The sequence below is a fragment of the Pseudoalteromonas sp. MMG006 genome (assembly GCF_018101025.1).
Lineage (GTDB): Bacteria > Pseudomonadota > Gammaproteobacteria > Enterobacterales > Alteromonadaceae > Pseudoalteromonas.
On sequence record NZ_JAGJEJ010000006.1, the window covers coordinates 52,779 to 76,368 of the forward strand.

A 23,590-nucleotide genomic window follows, 5' to 3' on the forward strand; every position below is an offset into this window, starting at 1 on the left:
TACCTCAAAAATTAAATACAGCGGAGCTGACAATGCTAAATACTGCACACACAATTTGTGATTTTGGTTTACATAAAGGTGAAGCTTACACGAAGTTGCCTGCCAGCTTTTTAATTTGGATGATAAGTACTAAAAACCGACAATCTAATTTCGCCAAAGCAGAAATATAAATAAGTCCGTTTTTTTAGCGCAAAACTAGTTTAAACTACCGGCTTGATAAATTAAGTAGAGCTTAATCAAAAAGGTATTTTATGCGCATAATCATTTTATTCTCGGTTTTTCTTAGTCTCATTGGGTGTACCTCCTCTACCCCAGACTCTATTTCTAGCAGTCCGCCTACTCAATATTTAACGGTTCTTCATACAAATGATAATCACGGTCGTTTTTGGCACAACGAAAAAGGCGAATACGGTATGGCCGCTCGCAAAACGCTCATCGACTCTTTACGCGCAGAAGCAAAAAGCAAAGGCCATGCAGTAATATTACTCTCTGGTGGTGACATAAATACAGGTATTCCTGAGTCTGATCTTCAGCACGCCGAGCCTGACTTTAAGGGCATGTCTTTATTAGGTTACGATGCAATGGCGCTTGGTAATCATGAGTTTGACAACCCGATTAAGATTTTAAACAAGCAACAGCAGTGGGCTACTTTTCCACTTTTATCCGCTAATATTTTTGATAAAAGCACAGGCGAACACGCCTTTGAAAGCTATAAAATACTAGAAAAAAATGGATTGAAAATAGCTGTTATTGGCTTAACGACTACCGATACAGCAAAAATAGGTAACCCTCAATATATTGGCCATTTAGAATTTAAAGACCCTACAGAGGTGACAGCAAAGTTAGCTAAAAAAATAAAAGCTAAATATAACCCAGACGTTACTATCGCACTCACACATATGGGCCATTATGTTGATGCAAACTTTGGTATTAATGCACCGGGTGATGTAACACTTGCCCGCTCATTGCCTGCTAATACTCTTGATATGATCATAGGCGGTCACTCTCAAGAACCTGTGTGTATGAGCGATACAAACGTTAATGATGCAAACTTCAAACCTGGCCTAGCATGTACACCTGATCAGCAAAATGGCACGTGGATTATGCAAGCCCACGAATGGGGTAAATACGTAGGTAAAGCTGAATTTAAACTTGAAGGCGAAAAGTTAACGCTTATTGACTACACATTAATGCCGGTAAATTTATACGTAGACAAAATACAAGCCGATGGCTCAACTAAAGAAGTGTTAGCAAACGAATACATAAAACCAGACCCAACACTTGAAGCTTTTTTAGCGACTTATCAAGCTAAAGGTGCAAAACAAATAGCAGGTAAAATTGGCAGTGTTGATGCGCGTTTAGAAGGCGATAGAAATAAAGTTCGTTACCAACAAACAAACCTTGCGCGAGTCATTATTCAAGCGCAAATGAACGCAGTCGGTGCTGATTTTGGTTTAATTAGTGGCGGCGGAATAAGAAGCGGTATTGAAGCTGGCGAAATCAGTTATAAAGATATTTTAAAAGTACATCCTTTTAAAAACAGAATTACTTACATGGATTGGAAAGGTAGCGACTTATGGAATTACCTAGCTACGGTTACAAGCTTTCCGCCAGATGCCGGTGCTTATTTGCAATACCATAAAATATCATTTGAGCATAAAGAGGGGAATTTAACTAATGTCTACATCAATGGTGAAGCCCTTGATAAAAATAAAACATACCGCATGAGCTTAAATAGCTATAACGCATCAGGTGGCGACGGTTATCCTGTTATTAATAACTTAGAAGGTTTTGTAAGCTCTGATGTAACAGATGCTCAAGCTCTTAAAACTTTTATATCTGACAACAGCCCGATTTTAGCCTCTGAATTTGCCCCTAAATAACTACGATATTAGGAAAGTAATTTTACTTTCCTAATATTTCTACATTACCGTTTACAATATGTGTTAATGCGTAACTATGCAATCGTGAACGCGACCCTTCCCCATAAGCCTTAGGCGGATAATAAAGCTCTTTTTGATCAGGGTACTCAATGAGTACTTCATCAAGAGCTGCACGAATTTCGCTCAATGTTTTTTCAAGACTATTATTGAAGTTAGGTCTTTTTCTTACCGTGTGGCCTAGCTCAACTAATCTATAAAAATACTTATTGGCTAGCTCTATGAGCTCATCTGGCACATTTTTACTATGATAGAGTAATATATCTGAATGATGACTACAGTATTCAACCAGAGCTAAATAAAAACACAGTGGCTTGTTTGCTAAAGATACTTGCAAGTCACTTTTATAATTAATTGAAATTGTTTTATTATTTAAATCAATAATAAGAGTTAATGGCAGTTGCGCTGCAGTGTGTTGATCTTCGCTCTTTAGTAAGTCTTGAGTAAGCTTGTAAGTAAACACGTGCTTTAACCAAAAGCTTATAAGTACACTCATAACAAAGAATAAGAAATGAAACGATAAAGTTTGAGTTGTTAAATAAGCCTCATCTATTTCAAAAACGACTAATACAGCACCGCTATTACTTTTCAACGTTCGGCTAACCTGGTTAGGTTCTAAAGGGGACTCAAATTCATGTTTAGCAGAAATAGCGAACACTGTTAATTCATCGCTATTAATATGCGTGTTTAACTTTTTAATATAATTTAATACTGCACCTTTATCACCCGAGTGCCTTAATAACTCATTTGATAAATCGAGTAATGGCAGATCCAGCGCTATTTGCTTTTCTATCTGCATAATTTTTTGCTTATTAGCTTGCTGCTTTTTTTCTATAACAGATACATAGAACAACAGCGATAAAACGAAGAACAAACCAGCAACCATACTTGAAAGTTGAACCTTACTCATCGCTATGGCCTTTTATATAACTAACTGACCTAGTGTTGCAATTCCAATAAGGATGTACATTTTGATAGTAATGCAACGTTTGATCTTTTGACATATTAAGTAAATGAGACTGAATAGCACATAAAAGGTCAGTATTATTTTGCTGCATTTTTAAATACCAATGTGTTCCTACAATATTATTGCTTAAAGGTGTTCTGTAATTTTTCGAAAAACGCACCGTATCACTTTCTTTCCAAAATGAAGCAATAATATCTACTTTACCGTCGGCAAGAAGGTCGCGTAATTCGTTATGAGAACTTGCATACGTAATTTTTAAATTAGCTAAGTTAATATCAAGCTTTTTGAACGTTTGCTTTGGTAAAATATGCCCAGATCGACTCGTTGGGTAATCAAGTAAGCCTATACGTTTATCTAAAAAATACTGTTTTGTAAGTCGAGGTTTTTCTTTAGAAGATATAAAAAAAGCAGTGTAATTAGAAAAGCCGACTACAGGTTGATAGTTGTAAGTTGATTCGGCTTTAAAAGCAGCCATAATATTATTTTTTGCTAAGATTAAATCTGCAATTCCTTTACCTATAAACTCTAAGCTATCAGCGGTTCTGTCCCCCCAATAACCAATTACAGAGCCATACTGTTTGGTAACAACGTTATCGGCACACAAACTTCTTGTTAATAATTTGGCTATTTTTTTAGATTGGGTAAACACAATCAGCTCATTAGTGTTATTTATAGCTGTTGTTTGACAAGAAGTGGACGTTTGAATCATTACAGGAAAGTGCAAATCATTGTCATCAACTATTAGCTGTCCACATACCCAAGCAGCCAACATTAAAAGAAACAAAAAAATAACAACTGTGGTTTTATGCAACACCGTGTTTTCAAAATTCAAAATAAAGCCACTCAAAAATAAGCTATAGGTGTATTGGAACAATTTTAATTACTTATTACAATAGGTAATTTTACCTATCCTCACTAAGTCACTGATTAAAAAGAATATTCAATAGGAAATTATGAATCACATTAACGCCTTCCTATTGCATCAAAAAATGCGGACAATTGACCGTATTACCTTACTGTAACAATACGAAACATACTTCTAGGAAATTTAAATGCACAGCAAAATAAAATATTCGATTTCTTCTGCGCTTTTGATTAGTGCAATTTTCACGAGCAGTGATTCGTATGCATGGGGCCAAAATGGGCACCGTATTGTAGGGAAAGTTGCTGAGTCACATATTACCGACACTACAAAGCAAGCTATTACACCTTTTTTAGATGGCGAATCACTGGCGCAAATTTCAACATGGCCAGATGAAATGCGCTCTGCCCCTGGAAAGTTTTGGCAAAAACAATCTTCTCGCTGGCATTATATAAATGCAGCTCCTGGTAAATCTTTTAGTTTTGACCATGAGCATACAAAAAACAAAGAATCTGTCAGTAATATTCTTGAGGGAATTCATTATTCAATGCAAACACTCACGGATGCTAATAGCAGCTTAGATGCAAAGCAATTTAGCCTACGTTTTTTAGTGCATTTAGTAGGAGATAGTCATCAACCATTTCATGCTGGCAGAGGTGAAGACAGAGGTGGCAACCGCATTAAGGTTTCATTTTTTAATGAAGAAACGAACCTTCACAGCCTTTGGGATACAAAACTAGTTGAAAATGAGAACTTATCATTTACTGAGTACGCACTGTTTATTGACACAAATAACAGTGAGCTCATTGCACAGTACTTAGAAAGCTCACCTAAAACGTGGGTTGAAGAGTCACACAACTTAGCTATGAAAATTTACAAATATACTAATGATGAAATTGGTTATAGCTACATATATAACAACACTCCAATCGTTAAAACGCGCTTACAACAAGCGGGTATTCGATTAGCTGGATTACTAAATGCCTTATTCGACCCTTCTGCAAAAGAGTTAAAAACGGCATTAAAAATGACGACTGACAAATAAACAGTATTAAATTTATATATAACCTACACACGGGAAATCAATATTATGACTAAGCTTCGCCTTTCGAAATTAACTGGCGCTGTAATACTAGCGCTAGGAGTTTCTACAAGTGCAATGGCTGCAGATACTTCATCTGCAATGCGTGGTAAAATCACTACGCCTTCTGGTTCAAGCGCTGCAAACGTAAAAATCAAAGTTGTTCACCAACCAACTGGCACAATTAGTGAGTTAACAACAAACGAAAGCGGTACTTTTATCGCTAATGGTTTACGTGTAGGTGGACCATACATGGTTATCATCGACTCAGATAAGTTCAACGATACGATGGTTGAAAATATCTACTTGAACCTCGGTGAAACTTATCGTTTAAGCTCACAACTGACGCCGCTAAACATCGAAAAAATTGAAGTATCTGGTTATAAAATTATTCAGCAATCAGGTGGCTCAAGCAGTGCTTTTGGCTCTGATACTATTGAAAACATGCCAAGCTTTAACCGTGATATAAAAGATATTGCACGTTTAAACCCACTTGCAAGCATCAACGGTAGTGGCGAGCTTACTTTTGCCGGCAGTAATCCGCGCACAAATGGCTTAACTGTTGACGGTATTGGTCAAAATGATGACTTTGGTTTAAATTTTGGCGGCTACCCTACTTCTCAACCGCCAGTGGCACTTGATGCTATTGAGCAAGTTTCTGTTGATGTATCTCCATTTTCGGCTTCTAAAGGCAATTTTGGTGGTGGTACTATTAATGCAGTAACAAAATCAGGCACAAACGATTTCAAATTCTCAGGTTTTTATGAAATTTCGACTCCTGAGATAGCTGGTGACGTAAAAAGTATTCGTGAAGAAGATGAGTTTGACCCATTAACAGGTCATAAAACTTATTCTTTTTATGATGTCGAGCCTATCCAATCAGAAAAACGATATGGTTTTAACGTAGGTGGCGCTATTGTTGAAGATGAGCTGTTTTATTTTGTAAACTACTCTAAATGGTCAAGCGAACAAGATCTAGATTACGGCTTTGACGGTTCTGGTGCGGCTAACGAATTTAATACTTCTGAAGCTAACTATAATCGTTTTGTTTCTATATTAAATAATGAATACGGCTTGACCGATTCATTAGCCAGCGCGCCAGAAGATACTAACGAAAGCTTATTAGTAAAACTAAGCTGGAATGCTAGTGATGAACATCGCCTAGATTTCACGTATCAGTGGCAAGACGACCAAGACGAACGCAACAGCAGCGGTGGTAATTCTGTTGTTATGCGTTCTAACACTTACGCTTATGTTACTAAGTTTAATAATTTTTCAACTAAATTATACTCAGATTGGAATGACAACTTTTCAACTGAGGTAGGTATTGCATATAAAGATGTAACTTCAAATAGCAATACTCGTTCAGATATAGGCAGCGTTAGTGTTTATGAAGAAGAGATAAATGGTCGCGGTACAGGCGCTCAATTTACTTTCGGCACAGACAGCACCCGCCACGCTAACGTATCTGAAACTAAAAACCTAACGCTTACATTTGATGCTACTTATTTAATGGATGAGCATGAAATTAACTTTGGTGCGCAGTACGAGTCATTAAAACTTTATAACCTATTTGCCGAAGATTCATTAGGGTCGTGGCAGTTTAAAAGCTTAGATGACTTTGAAAATCGCATGGTAAGTTTTGAAGCTGCAGATTGGAAGAAAGATGAAAATGGTAACTACCCATACGCTTTTGAGTACAAAAATGCCTATACTAATAATTCAGCTGATAAAGCTTATGATGTAACGCGTAACCAACTTGCGCTTTATATTGAAGATAAGTTTTACATTGGCGATGACTTAGAAATGACTGCTGGCATTCGTTACGAGCGCTTATCATCAGATGACAAACCAACGCTTAATGAAAACTTTGCTAATACCTATGGCTTTACTAATCAAGAGAACCTTGATGGTATAGATATTATTTTACCGCGTATTGGCTTCAAATATTATGCTACAGAAGCACTTACAATAAGTGGTGGTATTGGTCGCTTCCAAGGTGGTATACCAAACGTATGGTATAACAACTCATTCCAAGCTGACGGTATTACAGAGGTAACCGCTCCTTCTAGCGTGATCAACGAATACTTCGCGAATAACCAAGCTGATATTACGCAGGTACCTAATGAAATTAAAAACTCATTAGAAAAAGGCAGCGGCAGCGTTGCTTTTATAGACCCTAATTTTAAATTGCCTTCAAGTATTCGTACTCAAATTGGTTTTGAATATGAATTCGACTCTGAACTATTAGGTAACGGTTTTAAGTGGCAAGCAGAAATTGCTTATCATAAAAAAGAAAATGAAGCGGTATGGCACAATTCTTCAATTCAACCAGTTGGATTAGCGGCCGATGGTGAGCGAGTTATTAACCAAACTATTTACGACAACTTTGATAATGCTGATATCGTAATGACTAACTCATCTGAAGATGGTCGTTCAATTATTATTTCAACAGGCCTTGCTAAAGAGTGGGATAACGGATTGTTTACCTCTTTTAGTTATGCACATCAAGACGTAACTGAATCTTCTATTGGTTCAGCATCGCAAGCTGAAGGTAACTACAAACATAATGTTACCGTTAACCGTAACGAAGACCTTGCTGCACGTGGCTCTTACGAAGTGGAACACAGTTTTAAAATTAATCTAGGTTACAATACTGAATTTTTCTCAGGCTATGCAACCAAATTTAATGTTTACTTTGAACGTCGTTCAGGTCGCCCATTTAGCTACACGATGAATATGTACCAAGATGACGATTTAGGTGATACAAGTACGTTATACACTAACGGCGCATACTTACCTTATATTCCAACAGGAGCTGATGACCCTCTCGTAAATTGGGGTGAATCAATAATGAATTGGAATCAGTTAGAGCTGCTGTTAAATAAAGCAGGTATCTCTGAACGAGGCCAAATACTCGGTAAAAATACAGCTACTCAGCCTTGGGTAACAACCATGGATGTTAGCATCAAGCAAGAAATCCCTGGTTTTGCACAAGGTCACAGCGGTGAAATTTACTTAATGATTGATAACTTTGCTAATTTACTTAACAGTGACTGGGGTATAGAGAAACGTTTAAGCTATGCAAACCAAACTATTTATGACTTTGGTGGTTTAGATGAAGAAGGTCGTTATATTATCGATTCAGCATATAACGGTGCGGATGTGCGTAATTACTCGCAAATCAGTTCATCATCTTCAGCTTGGCAAGCTAAAGTGGGTATTAGCTACAAGTTTTAAACGGTAACTTAAATATCTATATGCTACTAACTCCCTAAAGATAAGTAGTAAAACTAAACCCATTGCAGCTATGTGATGGGTTTTTTATTATATAACACCTCAATTTCACATATTTGTCATAAAAGCCCCGTAAAATATCTCTTAGTATAGAGTTATTACTCAAAAAAAGCTCATTGAGTCAGAAACATAGCAATTTATTAAAAAAATATTACAGTTGTATTTTATTTGTAACGAGTAAATGAGGTACACTATATAAGAATTTTGAACTAGGTAGGTTTTAAATTTATTTGGCTCAAAACTTTAAAATAAAAAATATATAAAAATTTAATTAATAACTACACGGGAAAATTAAATGAAAACTCAATTACGCAAAACAGCTCTTTCACTTGCTATCGCAGCATGTGTTGGTGTGAGTGGCGCAGCAATGGCTAACGAAACATCATCATCTGTAAAAGGGCAAATTACAGGGCCAAGCGGAAGTCCTGCTGCGGGAACTAAAATTACAGTTATTCACGTTCCATCAGGATCAATCAAAACAACAACTGTAAATGAAGCAGGGAATTTCTCTACGAAAGGTCTTCGCGTTGGCGGTCCTTATAAAATAATTGTAGATTCTGATAAATATCAAGATACTGAACTTGAAAACATCTATTTAACACTTGGCCAAACATACCCAGTTACAGTCGCTTTAAGCACAGAACAAACTGCCCAGATGGAGCAAATTGTTATCACTGGTGCACCAATTAGCTCACAATCTGGTGGTACAGGCCCTGCTTCAACTTTCTCATTGGATGATTTAGAAAACAAACCAGCTATTAACCGTGACTTAAAAGATATCATCCGTGCCGACCCTCGCATTTATATTGATGACACAAATGCAGGAGCTATAAACTGTGGTGGTGGTAACCCACGCTTTAACAGCCTTACGCTAGATGGCGTTAGAATGAACGATAACTTTGGTCTAAACTCAAGTGGTTACCCTACAGAAAGAATTCCTTTTTCTTTTGATTCTATCGCTCAAGTTGCAGTAGAGCTTGCACCATTTGATGTTCAGTACGGTGGCTTTACATCATGTAATATCAATGCAGTAACTAAATCTGGTACAAATGAGCTTACTGGTGGTTTCTTCTATGATTACACTAATGACTCTCTGTCTGGAGATTCAATCAAAGGTGATAAACAAGATCTAGGCGATTATTCAGAAAAACGTTACGGCTTTAATGTAGGTCTTCCTCTTATAGAAGATAAGTTATTCCTATTTACATCATACGAAAAATTAGAAGGCGCAGAGATTTTTGAGTACTCACCTTTTGTAAATGGTCGTATAGATCAAGCGACTATTGATCGAGTAACACAAATAGCTATTGATAACTATGCATACGATCCAGGTTCTTTAATACCAAGTATGCCTGTTGAAGATGAAAAAATCTTAGTGAAATTGGATTGGAATATTAACGAAGATCATCGCGCGAGCTTCATTTACAACTATAACGATGGTTTTTCAATCTCTCAATCTGACAGTGGCTCAGAACGTTTAGCTCTATCTAACCATTTCTATGAACGTGGTGCAAAATTAGAGTCTTATGTAACTTCATTCTATTCTGATTGGACTGATAATTTTTCTACAGAAATACGTGTAGGGTACTCAAAGCTTGACAATCGTCAAAGCTCTATTGATGAAGCGTCTGGTTTTAGTGAGTTCCAAATAAATACAGGTGATGTAACTGTTTACCTTGGCCCGGATGATTCACGACAGTCAAATGAGCTTAATTATGATAATCTATCCCTTAAGCTTGCAGGTACTTATTACCTAGAGGAGCATGAGCTCTCATTCGGTTATGAGCGTGAAGAACTTGACGTGTTCAATTTATTTGTACAGCATAGCCAAGGTGAATACCGCTTTAACTCTATTGAAGATTTTGAAAGTGGTCTTGCTGACCGTATTTACTACGGCAATGCTGCTAGTCAAAACCCAGATGATGCAGCAGGTGAATTTAAATACGCTTTAAATACACTTTATGCCCAAGATAAATTTGATTTAATAGACTATGACGTAACATTTACAGTGGGTCTTCGTTATGATTGGTATACGAGCGATGATAAACCAACATTTAATCAAAACTTCAAAGACCGTTATGGATATTCTAACAGCCAAAACTTAGATGGTGTAGATCTTCTACAGCCTCGTTTGGGCGTAAACTGGATTTACAATGACCAACTTGAGTTACGTGGTGGCATTGGTTTGTACTCAGGAGGAAACCCAAATGTATGGATCTCTAATAGCTACTCAAATGATGGTGTGCGTAATGTCCAAGTTCGCGGTGATGATTTACAAATATTAGGTGCTGATGCAATAGCATTTAACGGCAATGGTTTACCAGGTTATGATATTCCGCAGTCTCTTTACGACGCAGTGGGTCAAGGTGGTGCTGATGCTGATGTAAATGTTACTGACCCAGATTTTGAAATTCCATCAGAATGGAAGTTTTCACTAGGCGGTACATATATAACTGAAGATAACTATGTATTTAACGTAGACTACTTATACACTGACAAGAAAAACTCAGCGATTGTTCAAAATTTAGCATATGAACAAACAGGAACTGCACCTGATGGCCGCCCTATTTACAATGGCGGTTCAGACTTTTTATTGACTAATGTTGATGGTGACGATGCTTACTCTCATATTTTATCATTTGGTATGAGTAAGTCGTTTGATAATGGAATAGATTTATCTCTTTCATATGCTTATACAGAGTCTAAAGACGTGCATCCAATGACAAGCTCTGTGGCATTCTCTAATTATCATGGGATTGCTGTTTCTGACTCAGAAAATCCAGGTGTTGCTACATCAAATTATGAGATTCCACATCGCTTTACTATGTCATTAGCTTATAGCTATGAGCTATTTGACGGTTATGACACTAAGTTTAACTTATTTGGACAAGCCTCTAAAACATCACCATATTCTTATTCATTCGAAAATGAAAACAATTTCACTTTTGGATATAATGATAATGCTCGTCAGTTACTTTACATTCCAAACGTTGATGATAGCTTAGTTACTTACGGACCAGATTTTGACTTAGATGGATTTAATGAATGGATTGGTAATGAAGGCCTAAGCCGTGGTGAGATACTTGACCGAAATAGCATTGACGGCGCGTGGTGGGTTACTTTTGACTTAAAAGTAGAGCAAGAGTTTGCTGGTTTTAAAGATGGCCACAAAGGCGCAGCTTACTTTACTATTGCTAATATTGGAAACATGCTCAATGATGATTGGGGTGTTCTTGAAAGTGGCTCTTCACTTCAAAGCGCAGTGACAGCAGATATTGTTGATGGGAAATATGTCTACAATAACTTTAGCAAACCTGCTGGAGACAGTATAGAAGTTAATCCTTCACTTTGGGAACTTCGTGTAGGTATTAAGTACGATTTCTAATTTAGCTCATCAAATTAGTTAATTTTTAAAAGCCCACTTTGTGGGCTTTTTTATACCCTTAATTTGTTATTTAGTTTTTCAATTACAGTATTTAAAACTTGGTATTCATCATCAGAAAGCCCACTCAATAATTGCTTTTCCCAGTTTATTGCTTCGTCTGCAATTTTAGAATGCAAGAACTCACCTTTTTCACTTAACACAAGTAACGTTGCACGTTTATCATTTTCATTAAGCTTACTACACACTAGGTTTTTATTAATAAGTGCTTTTAAAGCTCTAGATACCGTGGATTTATCCATATTTGCCTGAGTACATAAATCCTTTGCATTACTTTGTCCATACTGCGCTAAGTTAGCAAGTAAGCGCCACTGCGGTATGTTTAAGTCATATTTACCTTGGTATACCTGTGCAAAATCATTACTAACACGCGTGGCTATATTAGTAAGTTGATAGGGTAAAAAAGTGTCTAAATTTAGTTTCATTTTAGATCTCCAAGCCTCGTAAAACGTAAAGAGGCTGTGCATTTTTATTTACAACCATTATTGTGAGCTTATTTGAAACTAATCTCACTTGAGAGTATCTTAACTAAATACAAATAATAACTCAAAACAAGACAACGCAATCCACTCTCACAGGGGTCCTGTTATGCACACACAATTAAATTATATGACCGGTTTTGGCAATGAATTTGAAACCGAAGCACTACCCGGTGCATTACCTATTGGTCAATTTTCTCCTCAAAGAGTTAATTACAATCTTTATACTGAACAATTTAGCTCTACCGCTTTTACAGCACCTCGTGCTTCAAACCGCAGAACATGGATGTACCGATTACGCCCATCAGTCGTCCAGGGCGATTACAATGCTATTGATAACGGTTTAATAAGAACAGCTCCAATAACTGAGGCCGTTACACCACCGACCATGCTACGTTGGAATCCTATTGATATTCCCGCAAAATCTACTGACTTTATTGATGGCTTAATAACAATGGCTGCAAATGGTAGCGCGAATGGGCAATCCGGTATTGGTATTCATGTATATGTGGCAAATCAATCTATGCAAGACCGCTACTTTTATAATGCCGATGGTGAAATGTTGTTTGTGCCTCAGCAAGGCGAGTTACTAATACACACTGAGTGCGGAAAACTTACTGTTAAACCCGGCGAAATTGCAGTTATACCGCGCGGAATTAAATTCTCAGTTGATTTAATAAACGATACAGCGCGAGGCTATATTTGTGAAAACTACGGCCATGCGTTAGAGCTTGCTGAACGCGGACCGGTTGGCGCAAATGGTTATGCCAACGACAGAGACTTTCAATACCCTGTAGCTGCATTTGAAGATAAAGAAGGCAATTTTGAGCTTGTCTCTAAATTCAACGGAAATTTATTTAGCTGTGAAATAAAGCACTCTCCTTTTGATGTGGTTGCATGGACGGGTAATAGTGCGCCTTATAAATACGACCTATCCCGCTTTAATGTTATGAATTCAGTGAGCTTTGATCACCCAGACCCTTCTATATTTACTGTACTTACATCACCATCAGCGACAGAGGGAACGGCGAATGTTGACTTTGTGATATTTCCACCCCGCTGGATGGTTGCTGAGAATACCTTTCGCCCACCTTACTATCATCGAAATATAATGAGCGAATTTATGGGTTTAATTGAAGGCATATATGATGCAAAAGAGCACGGATTTGTACCTGGAGGCGCTAGTTTACATAATTGCATGTCGCCACACGGTCCAGAAGCTGAAGTATTCGATAAAGCGTCAAGCGCAGAACTTACGCCACAAAAATACGAAAATACACTCGCCTTTATGTTTGAATCGCGCTACATCATTTCTCCTACTAAATATGCACTTGAAGGTAAGGAGCGCCAATCAAATTACACTGATTGTTGGCGTAATATTAAAAAGCAATTTACTGGCTCAGAGCAATAATGATGAAACTGTATAGCTATTTTCGCTCATCAGCTGCTTATCGGGTTCGCATTGCGCTTAACTTAAAATCAATAAATTATGACCTTGCGATAGTTAACCTATTAAAGTCTCAGCAATTAGATGAGGGGTATTTAGTGGTTAACCCTCAAGGATTACTCCCGGCGCTTGAAACCGAGGAAGGGCATTTAGCGCAGTCTCTTGCAATACTTGAGTGGCTTGATGAAACCTACCCGCAGTCGCCAATTATTACAGGCTCAGCATGGCAAAAAGCACAAATACGAAATATTAGTTATGCCATTGCTTGTGATATTCACCCTGTAAATAATCTACGTGTTTTAACGTATTTATCGAATGAGTTAAATATTGATGATGAAGCTATAAACAAATGGTATAAACACTGGATTGAAATTGGCTTTGAAAAAATTGAATTAATGCTCAGCGATAGTAGTGATTACTGCGTAGGTAAATCCCCTACTCTTGCGGATATTTGTTTAATACCACAGGTATTTAATGCTATACGCTTTAAGGTCGATATGGCTGCATATCCTAAAATAGCAGCCATTTATGAACACTGTAACAAGTTGGCGGCCTTCGATGACGCAGCACCTAAAAACCAGCCTGATGCTATTTAATTTTGCAGTGCGCTGTGAATAACAGTAACGTGTTCAATCAAATCTAAGCCCAAATCGGTCAAATAACCGCCATCAGGGCTATCTATAATGCCTTTATCGAACAAACGCTGCGCTGCACTAAGTAAGTTAGCCTCTGCGTTTGAATGTAGTTTTATACCCTGCATTTTACTATCGCGTGGAAATTTGGCTAATAGTGTAAATTCGTCAATCATAGTTTGGTTAAATTGCATGTGTGTGCACCTTTTATTGTTCTGTATTTAAGTCAGTGTTGTATAAAGCTATTACTTACCCTAGCATGTTTTTTACCGCAGTGTACTATTTTTAAACTACCTATCTATTGAGGCCAAAAATGTATAATAGAATAGCGCTTATCATCACTCTTACTTGCTTAATTTTTGTAACCAATAGTAATGCCAGCACAATTAAAACTCACGCCATAGTTGATGCAAATGAGATTTCAAATCAAAGTAAAAGTTGTTGGTATGATAATAAGCGATATAGCGAAGGTGCACTTATTCAAATACACTCTTTCACGTTGTTGTGCAGCGCTAAAACACCTGAGCACAATAACAGTCAACTCATTTGGCTTAAAATTGATAAGCAAGGTAATGCTATTTATCCTAAAAAGCCCAAAACCATTACAGTGAATTAGCGCTAAAAGCCGATTTAAGCTACAATGCACGCAGTTTAAATAAGTAGTATTACTATGAATAATCAACCTAAAAACCCTTTACACGGGGTAACGTTAGAACAAATTCTTGTTGAGTTAGAGCAACGACTTGGCTGGAGAACACTTGGCGAACAAGTAAAAATTAAATGTTTTACTGATTCACCGAGTATAAAGTCGAGTCTTAAATTTTTACGTAAAACGCCATGGGCGCGAGATAAAGTTGAAGCACTTTATATTCACACTATCAATAATAAGCCTATTCGCAAACCAAAAAGTGTACTAAGAGAAACATCTTCTCAAGCGCCGGATACAACAGGGTTTGTTTGGCCATCAATTAAAAAATGATGTAAAAAAGGAGCTAATTTAGCTCCTTTTTTGATCATAACTAACGCTATTTATTGATCTTTGCAAATCACATTTAATGAAGCCGGCTCAATAGTAATAACCAGTTTTTGAGCGGTTTTAACTTCACCATCTAGTACGTACTTAAGCTCCCCTTCGCCTGTAATCTCGACTCTTTTAGCATTTGTATGATGCGAATTTATAGCTAAATGTGTTTGCGTTAAGCTACTAAACATCAGCTCTGCAATACTTAGTACTGTGGTTGAATTTTCATTATTTGGCGTTAACCAATTTATATCGAGTAGCCCGTCACTATGATCAGGTTGCCCTCCACCTTGAGCCAATAATGTTGTAAAAGGCGCAGCATTGGCCACGATAAAACTATTTGTACATATTTCTTTTGGCTCATTATCATCGAGTTTTACACTAAGTAATTGTGATCTTTGCTCGCCAAATGCTTCAAAAAAACCATTTAAATAAGCAAGTTGCCCCGACTTATTTTTTGATTCTCTATCTGCTTTTTCAATCATAGATTGCTCAAAACCAATACCCGCGAGCAGTAGTACTAATTCGTTATTACAATAAGCAGTATCTATTATGCTTGTTTGACCATCTATAATTAAATCGCAGGCTTGTTCAACTGGAATTAGTTTAGAGCTAATTCCCATTAATACATGTGCCAGGGCGTTTGCAGTGCCAAGAGGAATTATCCCTAGCTTAAACTTTGTATTAATAAGTACGCTGGCAACTTCTGTAACGGTGCCATCACCACCACAAGCGATTACAATATCTGGGTTTTGCTTTATTGCTTGTTTAGCAAGCTCAACACCGTTTACTTCTTTTGATGTAGTAAGTACTTTTAAATCGTAATAAGCGGATAGACGTGCAACTATTAAGTGCTCTTTTTCTTCCCACAAGCGCGTACCCGATACCGGATTCGCAATTAATACCGCTTTATTTTTAATAACCAATTCACCTTTTTTATGGCGTTTGGCTAAATGGCGTAACTGGTGTTTATTTAAGTTGGCAGTCTCTCGGGTTTCTTTAATTTTCGCAAGCACTTCATGAACATCTGCATTTTTGTTTTGGCTAAGCAAGTAAGCAGCCATAACAAATACCGATCTTCCGCGACCCAACGCGCAGTGAACAACCACTCGACGATCTTCTTTAATATGATTATGTATCCAGTTAATAGCTTGATTTAATTGTGAATGAGTAGGAATACTATGATCGAGCACCGGAATATTTAAATAATTAATATTCTCCTGCGTTGAACTCCATTCAAGGCCATCAAACTCACACGTTACGTCTAGAATGGCTGTAATACCGTTATCTTTTAATGTGTCTATATCTGAGGGGAATAACCGACAGGCTAAAAATAAGTTATCGTTTATTTGTTGAATCGGCGGTACTTTATCGCGTTTGCGCGACCAGGCATTGTAAATTTGTACACCAAACAAAAATGGCACAAATGCCCAGCGTATATAAAAAGGGATAACACCATTTTCTCGTTTTCTGAAAATTTTAGCAGCATTAAAAATGTAGGCCGCACTTACAAGTAAAAGTGAAAGCGCTGTCCAATAAAAAACAATAGCAAAGTAAACTGAGTTCACTTCCCATCCAATAAAAATTAGCACTAGCGCTAATAGCGAATAACTAATTGCAGCCCACATAACCTCTCCTTTTTATACTATTATTCGTTTTTTTAAACGTTATTACCTGCTTGTTTGCAAATACCGCGCCAGTAAAAGCCACTCTAAGCCTGCCCTATAAAATCATAACATGCTGATTTATAAGTATATAAATAAAAATAAGTTATATTAAACAACTCGTTGATGCACTTTTTACACAGTTATGGATAAATTATTCTCAAATGTTAACAACTTAATTTTGACTGGTTAATGCTTGTACTCACGTATAAAGGAGCTAATCTATAAAGCAATAATAATTTTTTGCATCCAATTCCCACCTTCAATCGTTAACTCACTGATAAAAAGAAAAACAGGAACCCTATGGACAACGACGAATTACTTCCTCTTTTGTGCGCAACAGCACAGGGAGACAAAAATGCGTTTTCGAGCTTATATCAGCAAACCAGCGGCAAACTTTTTGCGATTAGTTTAAATATGCTAACCAATAGAGCCCACGCAGAAGAAGCATTACAAGATGCGTTTATTAAAATTTGGCATAATGCATCAGAATATAATGCCTCAAAAGGCACGGTGATAAGCTGGATGATTAGTATAGTAAGGTATCGTAGTCTCGACTCGCTGCGCTATCACAAAGTACGTAAAGAGCAGTCGTTAGGCGACGATGAATACGATTGCCAAAGCATTGATATAAATTACGACGAAGAAACAAAACTAGTTAATTGTATAGAGCAACTTGAGCCGCAACAAAAGCAGGCTATTCATTTAGCCTATTACAAAGGGCTGAGCCATAGCGAATTAGTGGATCATATAGAAACACCGCTAGGCACAGTTAAAAGTTGGATTAGGCGCGGGCTGTTACAGCTCCAAAGGTGTTTAACATTATGAACTACAACAAACCAGAGTTACTCGACTCCCTAGCCGGACAATATGTGCTTGGTACATTGACTGGGTTAGCACGTAAACGTTTTCAACGTTTAATGCTCACGTCTAGTAAAGCGCGTGAAGCCACCAGCATGTGGGAGCAAAATTTAAATAATTTAGCCCGTGCTATCACGCCGCAAATACCCAACGATGAAGTATGGGTGCAAATAATGCAGCGTATTGAAAATAAGCCTCAGCCTAGTAAAACAGTAGTGCATACTAAGCCTTCAATTTGGCGCACGTGGTCCTTTGTGGCTACTGCTGCATGTATTATTTTAGCCTTTTTAGTTATACAACCAACTACCAGCATTAAACAAACTCAGCAAGTTGCCTTGGTACAAAACCAAGATAAACAGTCGCTTTGGTTTATTGATGTAAATGAGCAAGGCCTTTCTATAAAAGCAAGTAGCCAATTATCGGCTCAAACAAACAAAGATTACGAGCTGTGGATGATCTTAAAAGGCCAAGATACGCCAATATCTTTAGGTTTACTCCCAAAACAAGGTGATAAACTCTTGATGAAAGATAAACGCTTTAAAGCTTCCGATATCGCTCTACTAGCAGTAAGCTTGGAGCCATTAGGCGGTTCACCAAACGGTTTACCAACCGAGGTGCTATACACCACTGAGCTAGTACTTCTTTAATTTTTTAATCTTCAGCTGGTTGCTTTTACCGCGCAACCAGCTCGCCTCACGATATATAATTAACAAAAAATAAAAATAAATTAACTTTTTTGCATCCAACTTCAACTTTGCTTCGTTATTACTTATGACTTCAATCAAAACTATAGGACAAGGTCATGAAAGCTTTAACTCCATCAATACTCGCAGTAGTAGTATGCAGTACATTTGTAAGTGCACCAAGTGAAGCATCTAGCCACAGAGAAGCGCCAAATATAAGCCGTTTCCCGACTTTAGATTCAACTGATTTTTACGTATTTAACAGTTACGAGCAAGGCCGTGGCGATTACGTCACATTGATTGCTAATTACATTCCGCTTCAAGATGCTTACGGCGGCCCAAACTATTTTGCCATGGACCCTGACGCAACTTACAGCATTCATATCGACAACGATGGTGATGCTGTTGAAGATATTACTTTTGCGTTTAACTTTAAAAGCATGCTCCCTAACGATAACCAAGGTGTGCAATTAACCGTTGGCCCAGAAGGTAATCAGCGTACTGTATCAGTTCCCCTTAAAAATGTTGGCGGTGTAGCAGCTGGTGATGATAGCGCAGCTAACTTTAGTGAATCGTACACTATGCGTATGATAAGCGGAGCACAGCGTACAGGTGAGACAACTGTATTAAATAACACCACTTCAAACTCTAGCACCTTCTCTAAGCCTTTAGATTATGTGGGTGATAAGACGTTTGGCTCAATGAGCGATTACCAAGCTTACGCAGATCAGTTTGTTTATCAGGTATCTATTCCTAATTGTGATTCAATGGCACAGGTTTTTGTTGGGCAACGTAAAGACCCATTTGTAGTTAATTTAGGTAAAACATTCGATTTAGTTAACTATGTACCAGTAGAAGGTGATAGTGCGCCAGGTGCCGGTGATGGCGGTGGTTTCCCTGGTGGTATTACACAATCGGCAGATAACGACGACCTAGCTGATAAAAACGTAACATCAATTGCAATTGAAGTACCTAAAAGTTGTATTGCTGGCGAAGGTAATGATGTTATAGGTTCATGGACAACGGCCAGCTTACCGCAAGCGCGCATATTGAACCCGAACGCTAAATTTGCAAACAATGCAGTTAATGGCGGTGCTTTAACGCAAGTTTCACGCCTAGGTAACCCGCTCGTTAATGAACTTGTAATTGGTATAAAAGATAAAGACACATTTTCAAGTGCTCAACCACAAGATGATGCCCAGTTTTTAGATTATGTATCTCACCCTTCTTTACCTGAACTATTGAATATTTTATTTAAAGATGCAGTAAATACAACGCTTGGTGCAAATCTTGAAACCCTAGCCCCTACTAACTTTCCACGTACTGATTTAATCACCGCATTTTTAACTGGTTTTGCAGGTGTTAACCAACAAGCCACAGTCACCCCTTCAGAAATGTTACGTCTAAATACAGCTATTGCAGCAACGCCGCAAGCTGATCAATCAGCTTTTGGTGTCGCAGGTGATGATTTAGCTGGCTTCCCAAATGGACGTCGACCTGGTGATGATGTGGTAGATATTGCACTTCGCGTTGTAATGGGCCGCTTATGTCATCCTATTCCTGTAAACGGTGAAGAAACGAACCTTGGTCTTTGTGCACCAGAAGATGCTAATACAGGAACAGTTCCATTTACTGATGGCGCTCCTGTTGATGCAACTATGATGGACGCAACATTCCCATACCTTGCAACGCCCCTTGCAGGCTCTAAATAAGGAGTTTACTCATGCGTAATTTAAAAACTACCCATGTATGTTTACTACTTAGCACCCTAACACTTGGAGCGTGTAGTAGCGATGATGATAACAAACAACCTACACCGGTTGTAAATGCAGCGCCTACAGCAAGTGATGCAATGCTCAGTACACAAACAGAAGTAACGATTACCGATATGCTCAGTGCCAATGATAATGATGGCGACTCGCTCACTTACTCGTTAGTAAGTGAGCCAACACTTGGCGTAGTAATAGTAAACAATGATGGTAATTTTACTTACACACCCAATAAAGAAGCGACTGGCTCAGATAGTTTTGTGTTCGGCGTAAGTGACGGTGTTAATGCTCAAGTGACGGCTACGGTCAGCGTTACAATCGATGCGCTAGAGGTTGATTTTGCTCAATTTGCAACTGATGCATTTAATCAAGCCCCCAATGCAGAGCCACTATCTGTAAATGGCAGAGTGTTTACCAACACTGATACCGACGTTGATGGACTTATTTCAACAAACGGTAATTAGTAATTAAGCTGATGGCCATGGATGGCTTTTTTCAAAGGATATAAAAATGCATTTTTCAGTATTTAAGCCCATAGTATTTATAGCTTTTAGCATAACCTCTTTAGGGCTAAATGCTGCACCTTACACGCCAAAAGAAGATGCAGTAATTGCAACAAGCAACTCGGCTCTTAGCGCATCTCTTACCCTTGAAGAAATAAACGAACTAGTTACTAACAGCCAATATGCAGGCCAAACAGAGCGCTTACAAGGTTTACTAAAAACGCGTTTAGCACAATTATATAAGCAAACCCCCACACCTAAAATTGGTTATTTATATGCAAGAGTGCTGCAAAAAGAGCACCTTTTTGAGCAAGCGATTACTGTAGCGAATGACGTTTTAATTACCGAACCTAACCATAGCAACAGTCATTTATTATTAGCTAATATATACATGGTTCAGGGGCAGTTTTTAAAAGCAAAGCAACATTGCATTGCTTTAATTTCTCATGTGAGCACCATTACAGCTAGCACCTGTGTGTTAGACGTACAAAGTCAGCATCAAGATTTATTAAAAAGTTATCAAGCATTAGTCAAAATAATTAATAATAAACCCATCAGCCTTGCTACAAAACATGTTTTGAGCGAAATGAGCTATCGTCTTGGTAATTACAAACAAGCCCTCTCACACTTGCAAAGTGTTGATTTGGTAAACGCCCCAGTAAGCCTTATTGTTTTATGGGCTGATATTCACCTTGCCCTTGCTCAGCATACCGATGTTTTAAATACATTGAGTGCATTACTCCCTGACAAAAATAATTTAGAAGATGCTATTTTACTCAGGCTCGCCATTGCAGAAAAAAAATTAAATAAAACAGGTAAAAAATGGCAAAATCTAATGGCGCAAAGAGTTACACTACGTGAGCTTCGCAAAGATTCTTTTCATGCGAGTGATTTAGCTAAATATTACCTAGATGTACAACCTAATCGCGAAAAAGCACTTTACTGGGCTCATATTAATTGGCAACAGGCTAAAATGAGCGCCGATGAGCAATTACTCATTCAAGCCCAAGCGATGCAAAGAGACACACTATGAAAACGCCTTATCTATTTATAATAACTTTAATGCTATGCATTTTTTCAACTAACAGCTTTGCTCATCAGTTAAGCACTAGTTATATCACCTTAAATAACAACACCCACTCCAGCCAATATATGGGTAATTGGCAAATTAATATTACTGATTTAGAGCATGAAGTTGCACTTGATTTAGACAAAAATGGGCAAATTTCATGGACCGAAATAAAAGCAAAACGCGGCTCAATTACGCGCTTTGCTAACGATAATCTAAAGGTTACACAAAATGATCAGTTGTGCCTTTTAAAAAGTGAAGGGATGCTCCAGCTCGATAACCATTTCAATCAACCTTATTTAGTCATCCCGCTCTTATTTAGTTGTGATAGCGCCTCCCCCATTACACTTACTTATTCAGCCTTTTTTAACACTGATGCAAACCATAAATCTATTGTAAATATTAATGACGTATCACGTGTATTTAGCACTGACGATGCTAAGCAAACCTTTAGCTTTGAACAATCAAGTTACCTTAGTACGTTTAACCAATACGTGTATCAAGGTGTTTTGCATATTTGGATTGGTATTGATCATATTTTATTTTTAATCGCTTTATTACTTACCTGTGTATTAACTCGTAGCAATAAAGCATGGCAAGCGATCGACTCTAAAAAACAAATAATTAAACACACAGCTTGGATAGTTACAGCATTTACTCTTGCGCATTCGATTACACTTACCGCCACAGCTATGAACTTAGTCTCGCCAAATAGTCGCTGGGTAGAGCTTGGTATTGCTTTATCGGTACTTTTTGCAGCACTAAATAATGTGTGGCCACTTGTACTTCGTTTAGGTTGGCTAACATTTGCTTTTGGTTTATTACACGGTATGGGGTTCGCGAGCGTTTTAGGTGAGCTTGGGCTTTCTAGCGACTATCAGTTACTGAGTATTTTGGCATTTAATTTAGGCGTTGAAATAGGCCAACTAAGTATATTACTTATTGCCTTGCCGGTACTAATCTATGCTAGAAACTACACTTGGTATAAGAAATGGGTAATGCCTATGGGCTCAGTTGCTATCGCAATCATTGCGCTGCAATGGTCAATAGAACGTTTTTAAGGTATTAATCAAAGTAAGCTAGCCAATACTGGCTAGCTTATTTTTATGAGAAAAATGCGGCTATGCTTTATCAAATGGCATTAATAATGTTTTCATCGCTGGGCGTAATGCAATTAAAACCGTTTCTTCAGTTAGCTCTGGGTATAAAACTTTTCGCAGTAATAAACCCGCCATCATCGAAAAAATAACGTTAATCCGGCTTTCAAGCTCCTGCTCTTCAATGTTTTTTAGTGTGCTTCGCTCACTGGTTAAAAGTTGCCTCATGCGTCCACGTGCTTGAATATCCATGTCTCGTAGCAATGAAGCCACTTTAGCGTTGCGGCCTGCTTCAGCCATCATATCTAAGTCAACTACACATGCACCTGTGTCCATATGTCTTTGCACGCCGATATTTAAGCCATCAATAAGCGCTTGAAGTACATCGCCTGGATGGTCTTCAAATTTTTGAAAGATAGAAAACATCTCTTCCATGTCTTTTTCAATTATGCTTTCAATAATCGCTTCTTTACTTTCAAAGTAGTTATAAATATGGCCTGCACTCATACCCGCAGTTTTAGATATTTCAGCCATGCCTGCACCGTGGTAGCCTTTACGGCGAAAACACTCTGCAGCAGCCGTTAATATTTGCTCCCGCCTAGCGTTAGCAATTGCAGGATCGGTTTGCCTTTTTGATTTAGGCTTCATGTTCAACTCCATTACCAAGTTATTAACTTAGTAAAGCGAGCACTATTAAATAGCCTCGCCAAATAAAATGTTACGCGTGTTTTAAGCCGCGAAGACGTGTTAATTTATATAACCAACACGTCTGTATA

The 23,590-nt window shown here is 37.9% G+C and carries 20 protein-coding genes; 14 read left to right on the forward strand and 6 right to left on the reverse strand.

Going from position 1 to position 23,590, the window contains the following annotated elements; all coding sequences use genetic code 11:
• Positions 1-251 precede the first annotated feature (251 nt).
• Positions 252-1,883 carry a bifunctional UDP-sugar hydrolase/5'-nucleotidase UshA gene (gene ushA / locus J8L73_RS08130; RefSeq protein ID WP_211016076.1) on the forward strand — a complete coding sequence of 544 codons (1,632 nt, stop codon included), beginning with the start codon at positions 252-254 and terminating at the stop codon, positions 1,881-1,883.
• Between the two features lie 22 nt (positions 1,884-1,905).
• Here ushA and J8L73_RS08135 read toward each other — a convergent pair whose 3' ends face one another.
• Entirely contained in the window at positions 1,906-2,850 is a 945-nt protein-coding gene (locus J8L73_RS08135; RefSeq protein WP_211016079.1) for a hypothetical protein, read from the reverse strand.
• The gene (locus tag J8L73_RS08140) at positions 2,843-3,739 is read right to left on the reverse strand and encodes a hypothetical protein (RefSeq protein ID WP_211016081.1); all 897 of its coding nucleotides are present in this window, start codon (positions 3,737-3,739) and stop codon (positions 2,843-2,845) included. Before J8L73_RS08140 ends, J8L73_RS08135 begins: the two co-directional genes overlap by 8 nt.
• A 220-nt stretch (positions 3,740-3,959) precedes the next feature.
• On the opposite strand from J8L73_RS08140, the gene J8L73_RS08145 reads away from it, so the two are divergent.
• The 3 genes from J8L73_RS08145 to J8L73_RS08155 all read left to right on the forward strand — a co-directional run bounded on the left by J8L73_RS08145 (position 3,960) and on the right by J8L73_RS08155 (position 11,532).
• Positions 3,960-4,814 carry a S1/P1 nuclease gene (locus J8L73_RS08145; protein WP_211016083.1) on the forward strand — a complete coding sequence of 285 codons (855 nt, stop codon included), beginning with the start codon at positions 3,960-3,962 and terminating at the stop codon, positions 4,812-4,814.
• Between the two features lie 45 nt (positions 4,815-4,859).
• Positions 4,860-8,090: a TonB-dependent receptor gene (locus J8L73_RS08150; protein ID WP_211016084.1), complete on the forward strand. Its 3,231-nt coding sequence runs from the start codon at positions 4,860-4,862 to the stop codon at positions 8,088-8,090.
• Between the two features lie 352 nt (positions 8,091-8,442).
• Positions 8,443-11,532, forward strand: coding sequence for a TonB-dependent receptor (locus tag J8L73_RS08155; RefSeq protein ID WP_211016086.1), 3,090 nt, complete (start codon positions 8,443-8,445; stop codon positions 11,530-11,532).
• A gap of 50 nt (positions 11,533-11,582) precedes the next feature.
• Here the strand turns inward: J8L73_RS08155 and J8L73_RS08160 are convergent, their stop codons facing one another.
• Positions 11,583-12,014 carry a MarR family transcriptional regulator gene (locus J8L73_RS08160; RefSeq protein WP_211016089.1) on the reverse strand — a complete coding sequence of 144 codons (432 nt, stop codon included), beginning with the start codon at positions 12,012-12,014 and terminating at the stop codon, positions 11,583-11,585.
• Between the two features lie 163 nt (positions 12,015-12,177).
• Here J8L73_RS08160 and hmgA point away from each other — a divergent pair, with 163 nt between their 5' ends.
• Positions 12,178-13,479, forward strand: a complete 1,302-nt coding sequence (gene hmgA, locus J8L73_RS08165; protein ID WP_211016091.1) for a homogentisate 1,2-dioxygenase — start codon at positions 12,178-12,180, stop codon at positions 13,477-13,479.
• 2 nt (positions 13,480-13,481) lie between these two features.
• Positions 13,482-14,111 carry a maleylacetoacetate isomerase gene (gene maiA / locus J8L73_RS08170; protein ID WP_211016344.1) on the forward strand — a complete coding sequence of 210 codons (630 nt, stop codon included), beginning with the start codon at positions 13,482-13,484 and terminating at the stop codon, positions 14,109-14,111.
• On the opposite strand, the gene J8L73_RS08175 is transcribed toward maiA, so the two are convergent.
• Positions 14,108-14,341 carry a TIGR02647 family protein gene (locus J8L73_RS08175; RefSeq protein WP_210999710.1) on the reverse strand — a complete coding sequence of 78 codons (234 nt, stop codon included), beginning with the start codon at positions 14,339-14,341 and terminating at the stop codon, positions 14,108-14,110. The two genes, maiA and J8L73_RS08175, sit on opposite strands and share 4 nt — an antisense overlap.
• A gap of 119 nt (positions 14,342-14,460) precedes the next feature.
• Here J8L73_RS08175 and J8L73_RS08180 point away from each other — a divergent pair, with 119 nt between their 5' ends.
• Together J8L73_RS08180 and J8L73_RS08185 are read left to right on the forward strand one after the other, a co-directional pair.
• A complete protein-coding gene (locus tag J8L73_RS08180; RefSeq protein WP_211016092.1) occupies positions 14,461-14,763 on the forward strand; it encodes a DUF1496 domain-containing protein in 303 nt (100 codons plus the stop codon).
• 54 nt (positions 14,764-14,817) lie between these two features.
• Positions 14,818-15,126 (forward strand): VF530 family protein, encoded by a 309-nt coding sequence (locus tag J8L73_RS08185; RefSeq protein WP_210999712.1) that lies wholly within the window; start codon positions 14,818-14,820, stop codon positions 15,124-15,126.
• 50 nt (positions 15,127-15,176) lie between these two features.
• On the opposite strand, the gene J8L73_RS08190 is transcribed toward J8L73_RS08185, so the two are convergent.
• Complete coding sequence (locus J8L73_RS08190; protein WP_210999713.1) at positions 15,177-16,796, reverse strand: diacylglycerol kinase family protein; 1,620 nt, start codon at positions 16,794-16,796, stop codon at positions 15,177-15,179.
• Positions 16,797-17,135: 339 nt separating this feature from the next.
• Here J8L73_RS08190 and J8L73_RS08195 point away from each other — a divergent pair, with 339 nt between their 5' ends.
• The 6 genes from J8L73_RS08195 to J8L73_RS08220 all read left to right on the forward strand — a co-directional run bounded on the left by J8L73_RS08195 (position 17,136) and on the right by J8L73_RS08220 (position 22,778).
• Positions 17,136-17,660 (forward strand): sigma-70 family RNA polymerase sigma factor, encoded by a 525-nt coding sequence (locus J8L73_RS08195; RefSeq protein WP_210999714.1) that lies wholly within the window; start codon positions 17,136-17,138, stop codon positions 17,658-17,660.
• A complete protein-coding gene (locus tag J8L73_RS08200; protein WP_211016094.1) occupies positions 17,657-18,340 on the forward strand; it encodes an anti-sigma factor in 684 nt (227 codons plus the stop codon). The genes J8L73_RS08195 and J8L73_RS08200 overlap by 4 nt, the downstream gene beginning before the upstream one ends.
• A gap of 155 nt (positions 18,341-18,495) precedes the next feature.
• The gene (locus J8L73_RS08205) at positions 18,496-20,088 is read left to right on the forward strand and encodes a DUF4331 domain-containing protein (protein ID WP_211016096.1); all 1,593 of its coding nucleotides are present in this window, start codon (positions 18,496-18,498) and stop codon (positions 20,086-20,088) included.
• 11 nt (positions 20,089-20,099) lie between these two features.
• Entirely contained in the window at positions 20,100-20,609 is a 510-nt protein-coding gene (locus J8L73_RS08210; protein WP_211016098.1) for an Ig-like domain-containing protein, read from the forward strand.
• Between the two features lie 46 nt (positions 20,610-20,655).
• On the forward strand, positions 20,656-21,681 hold the full coding sequence (locus J8L73_RS08215) for a hypothetical protein (RefSeq protein ID WP_211016100.1): 1,026 nt from the start codon (positions 20,656-20,658) through the stop codon (positions 21,679-21,681).
• Positions 21,678-22,778, forward strand: a complete 1,101-nt coding sequence (locus J8L73_RS08220; RefSeq protein ID WP_211016102.1) for a HupE/UreJ family protein — start codon at positions 21,678-21,680, stop codon at positions 22,776-22,778. Before J8L73_RS08215 ends, J8L73_RS08220 begins: the two co-directional genes overlap by 4 nt.
• A 60-nt stretch (positions 22,779-22,838) precedes the next feature.
• On the opposite strand, the gene J8L73_RS08225 is transcribed toward J8L73_RS08220, so the two are convergent.
• Positions 22,839-23,462 carry a TetR/AcrR family transcriptional regulator gene (locus tag J8L73_RS08225; RefSeq protein ID WP_210999720.1) on the reverse strand — a complete coding sequence of 208 codons (624 nt, stop codon included), beginning with the start codon at positions 23,460-23,462 and terminating at the stop codon, positions 22,839-22,841.
• Positions 23,463-23,590 lie beyond the last annotated feature (128 nt).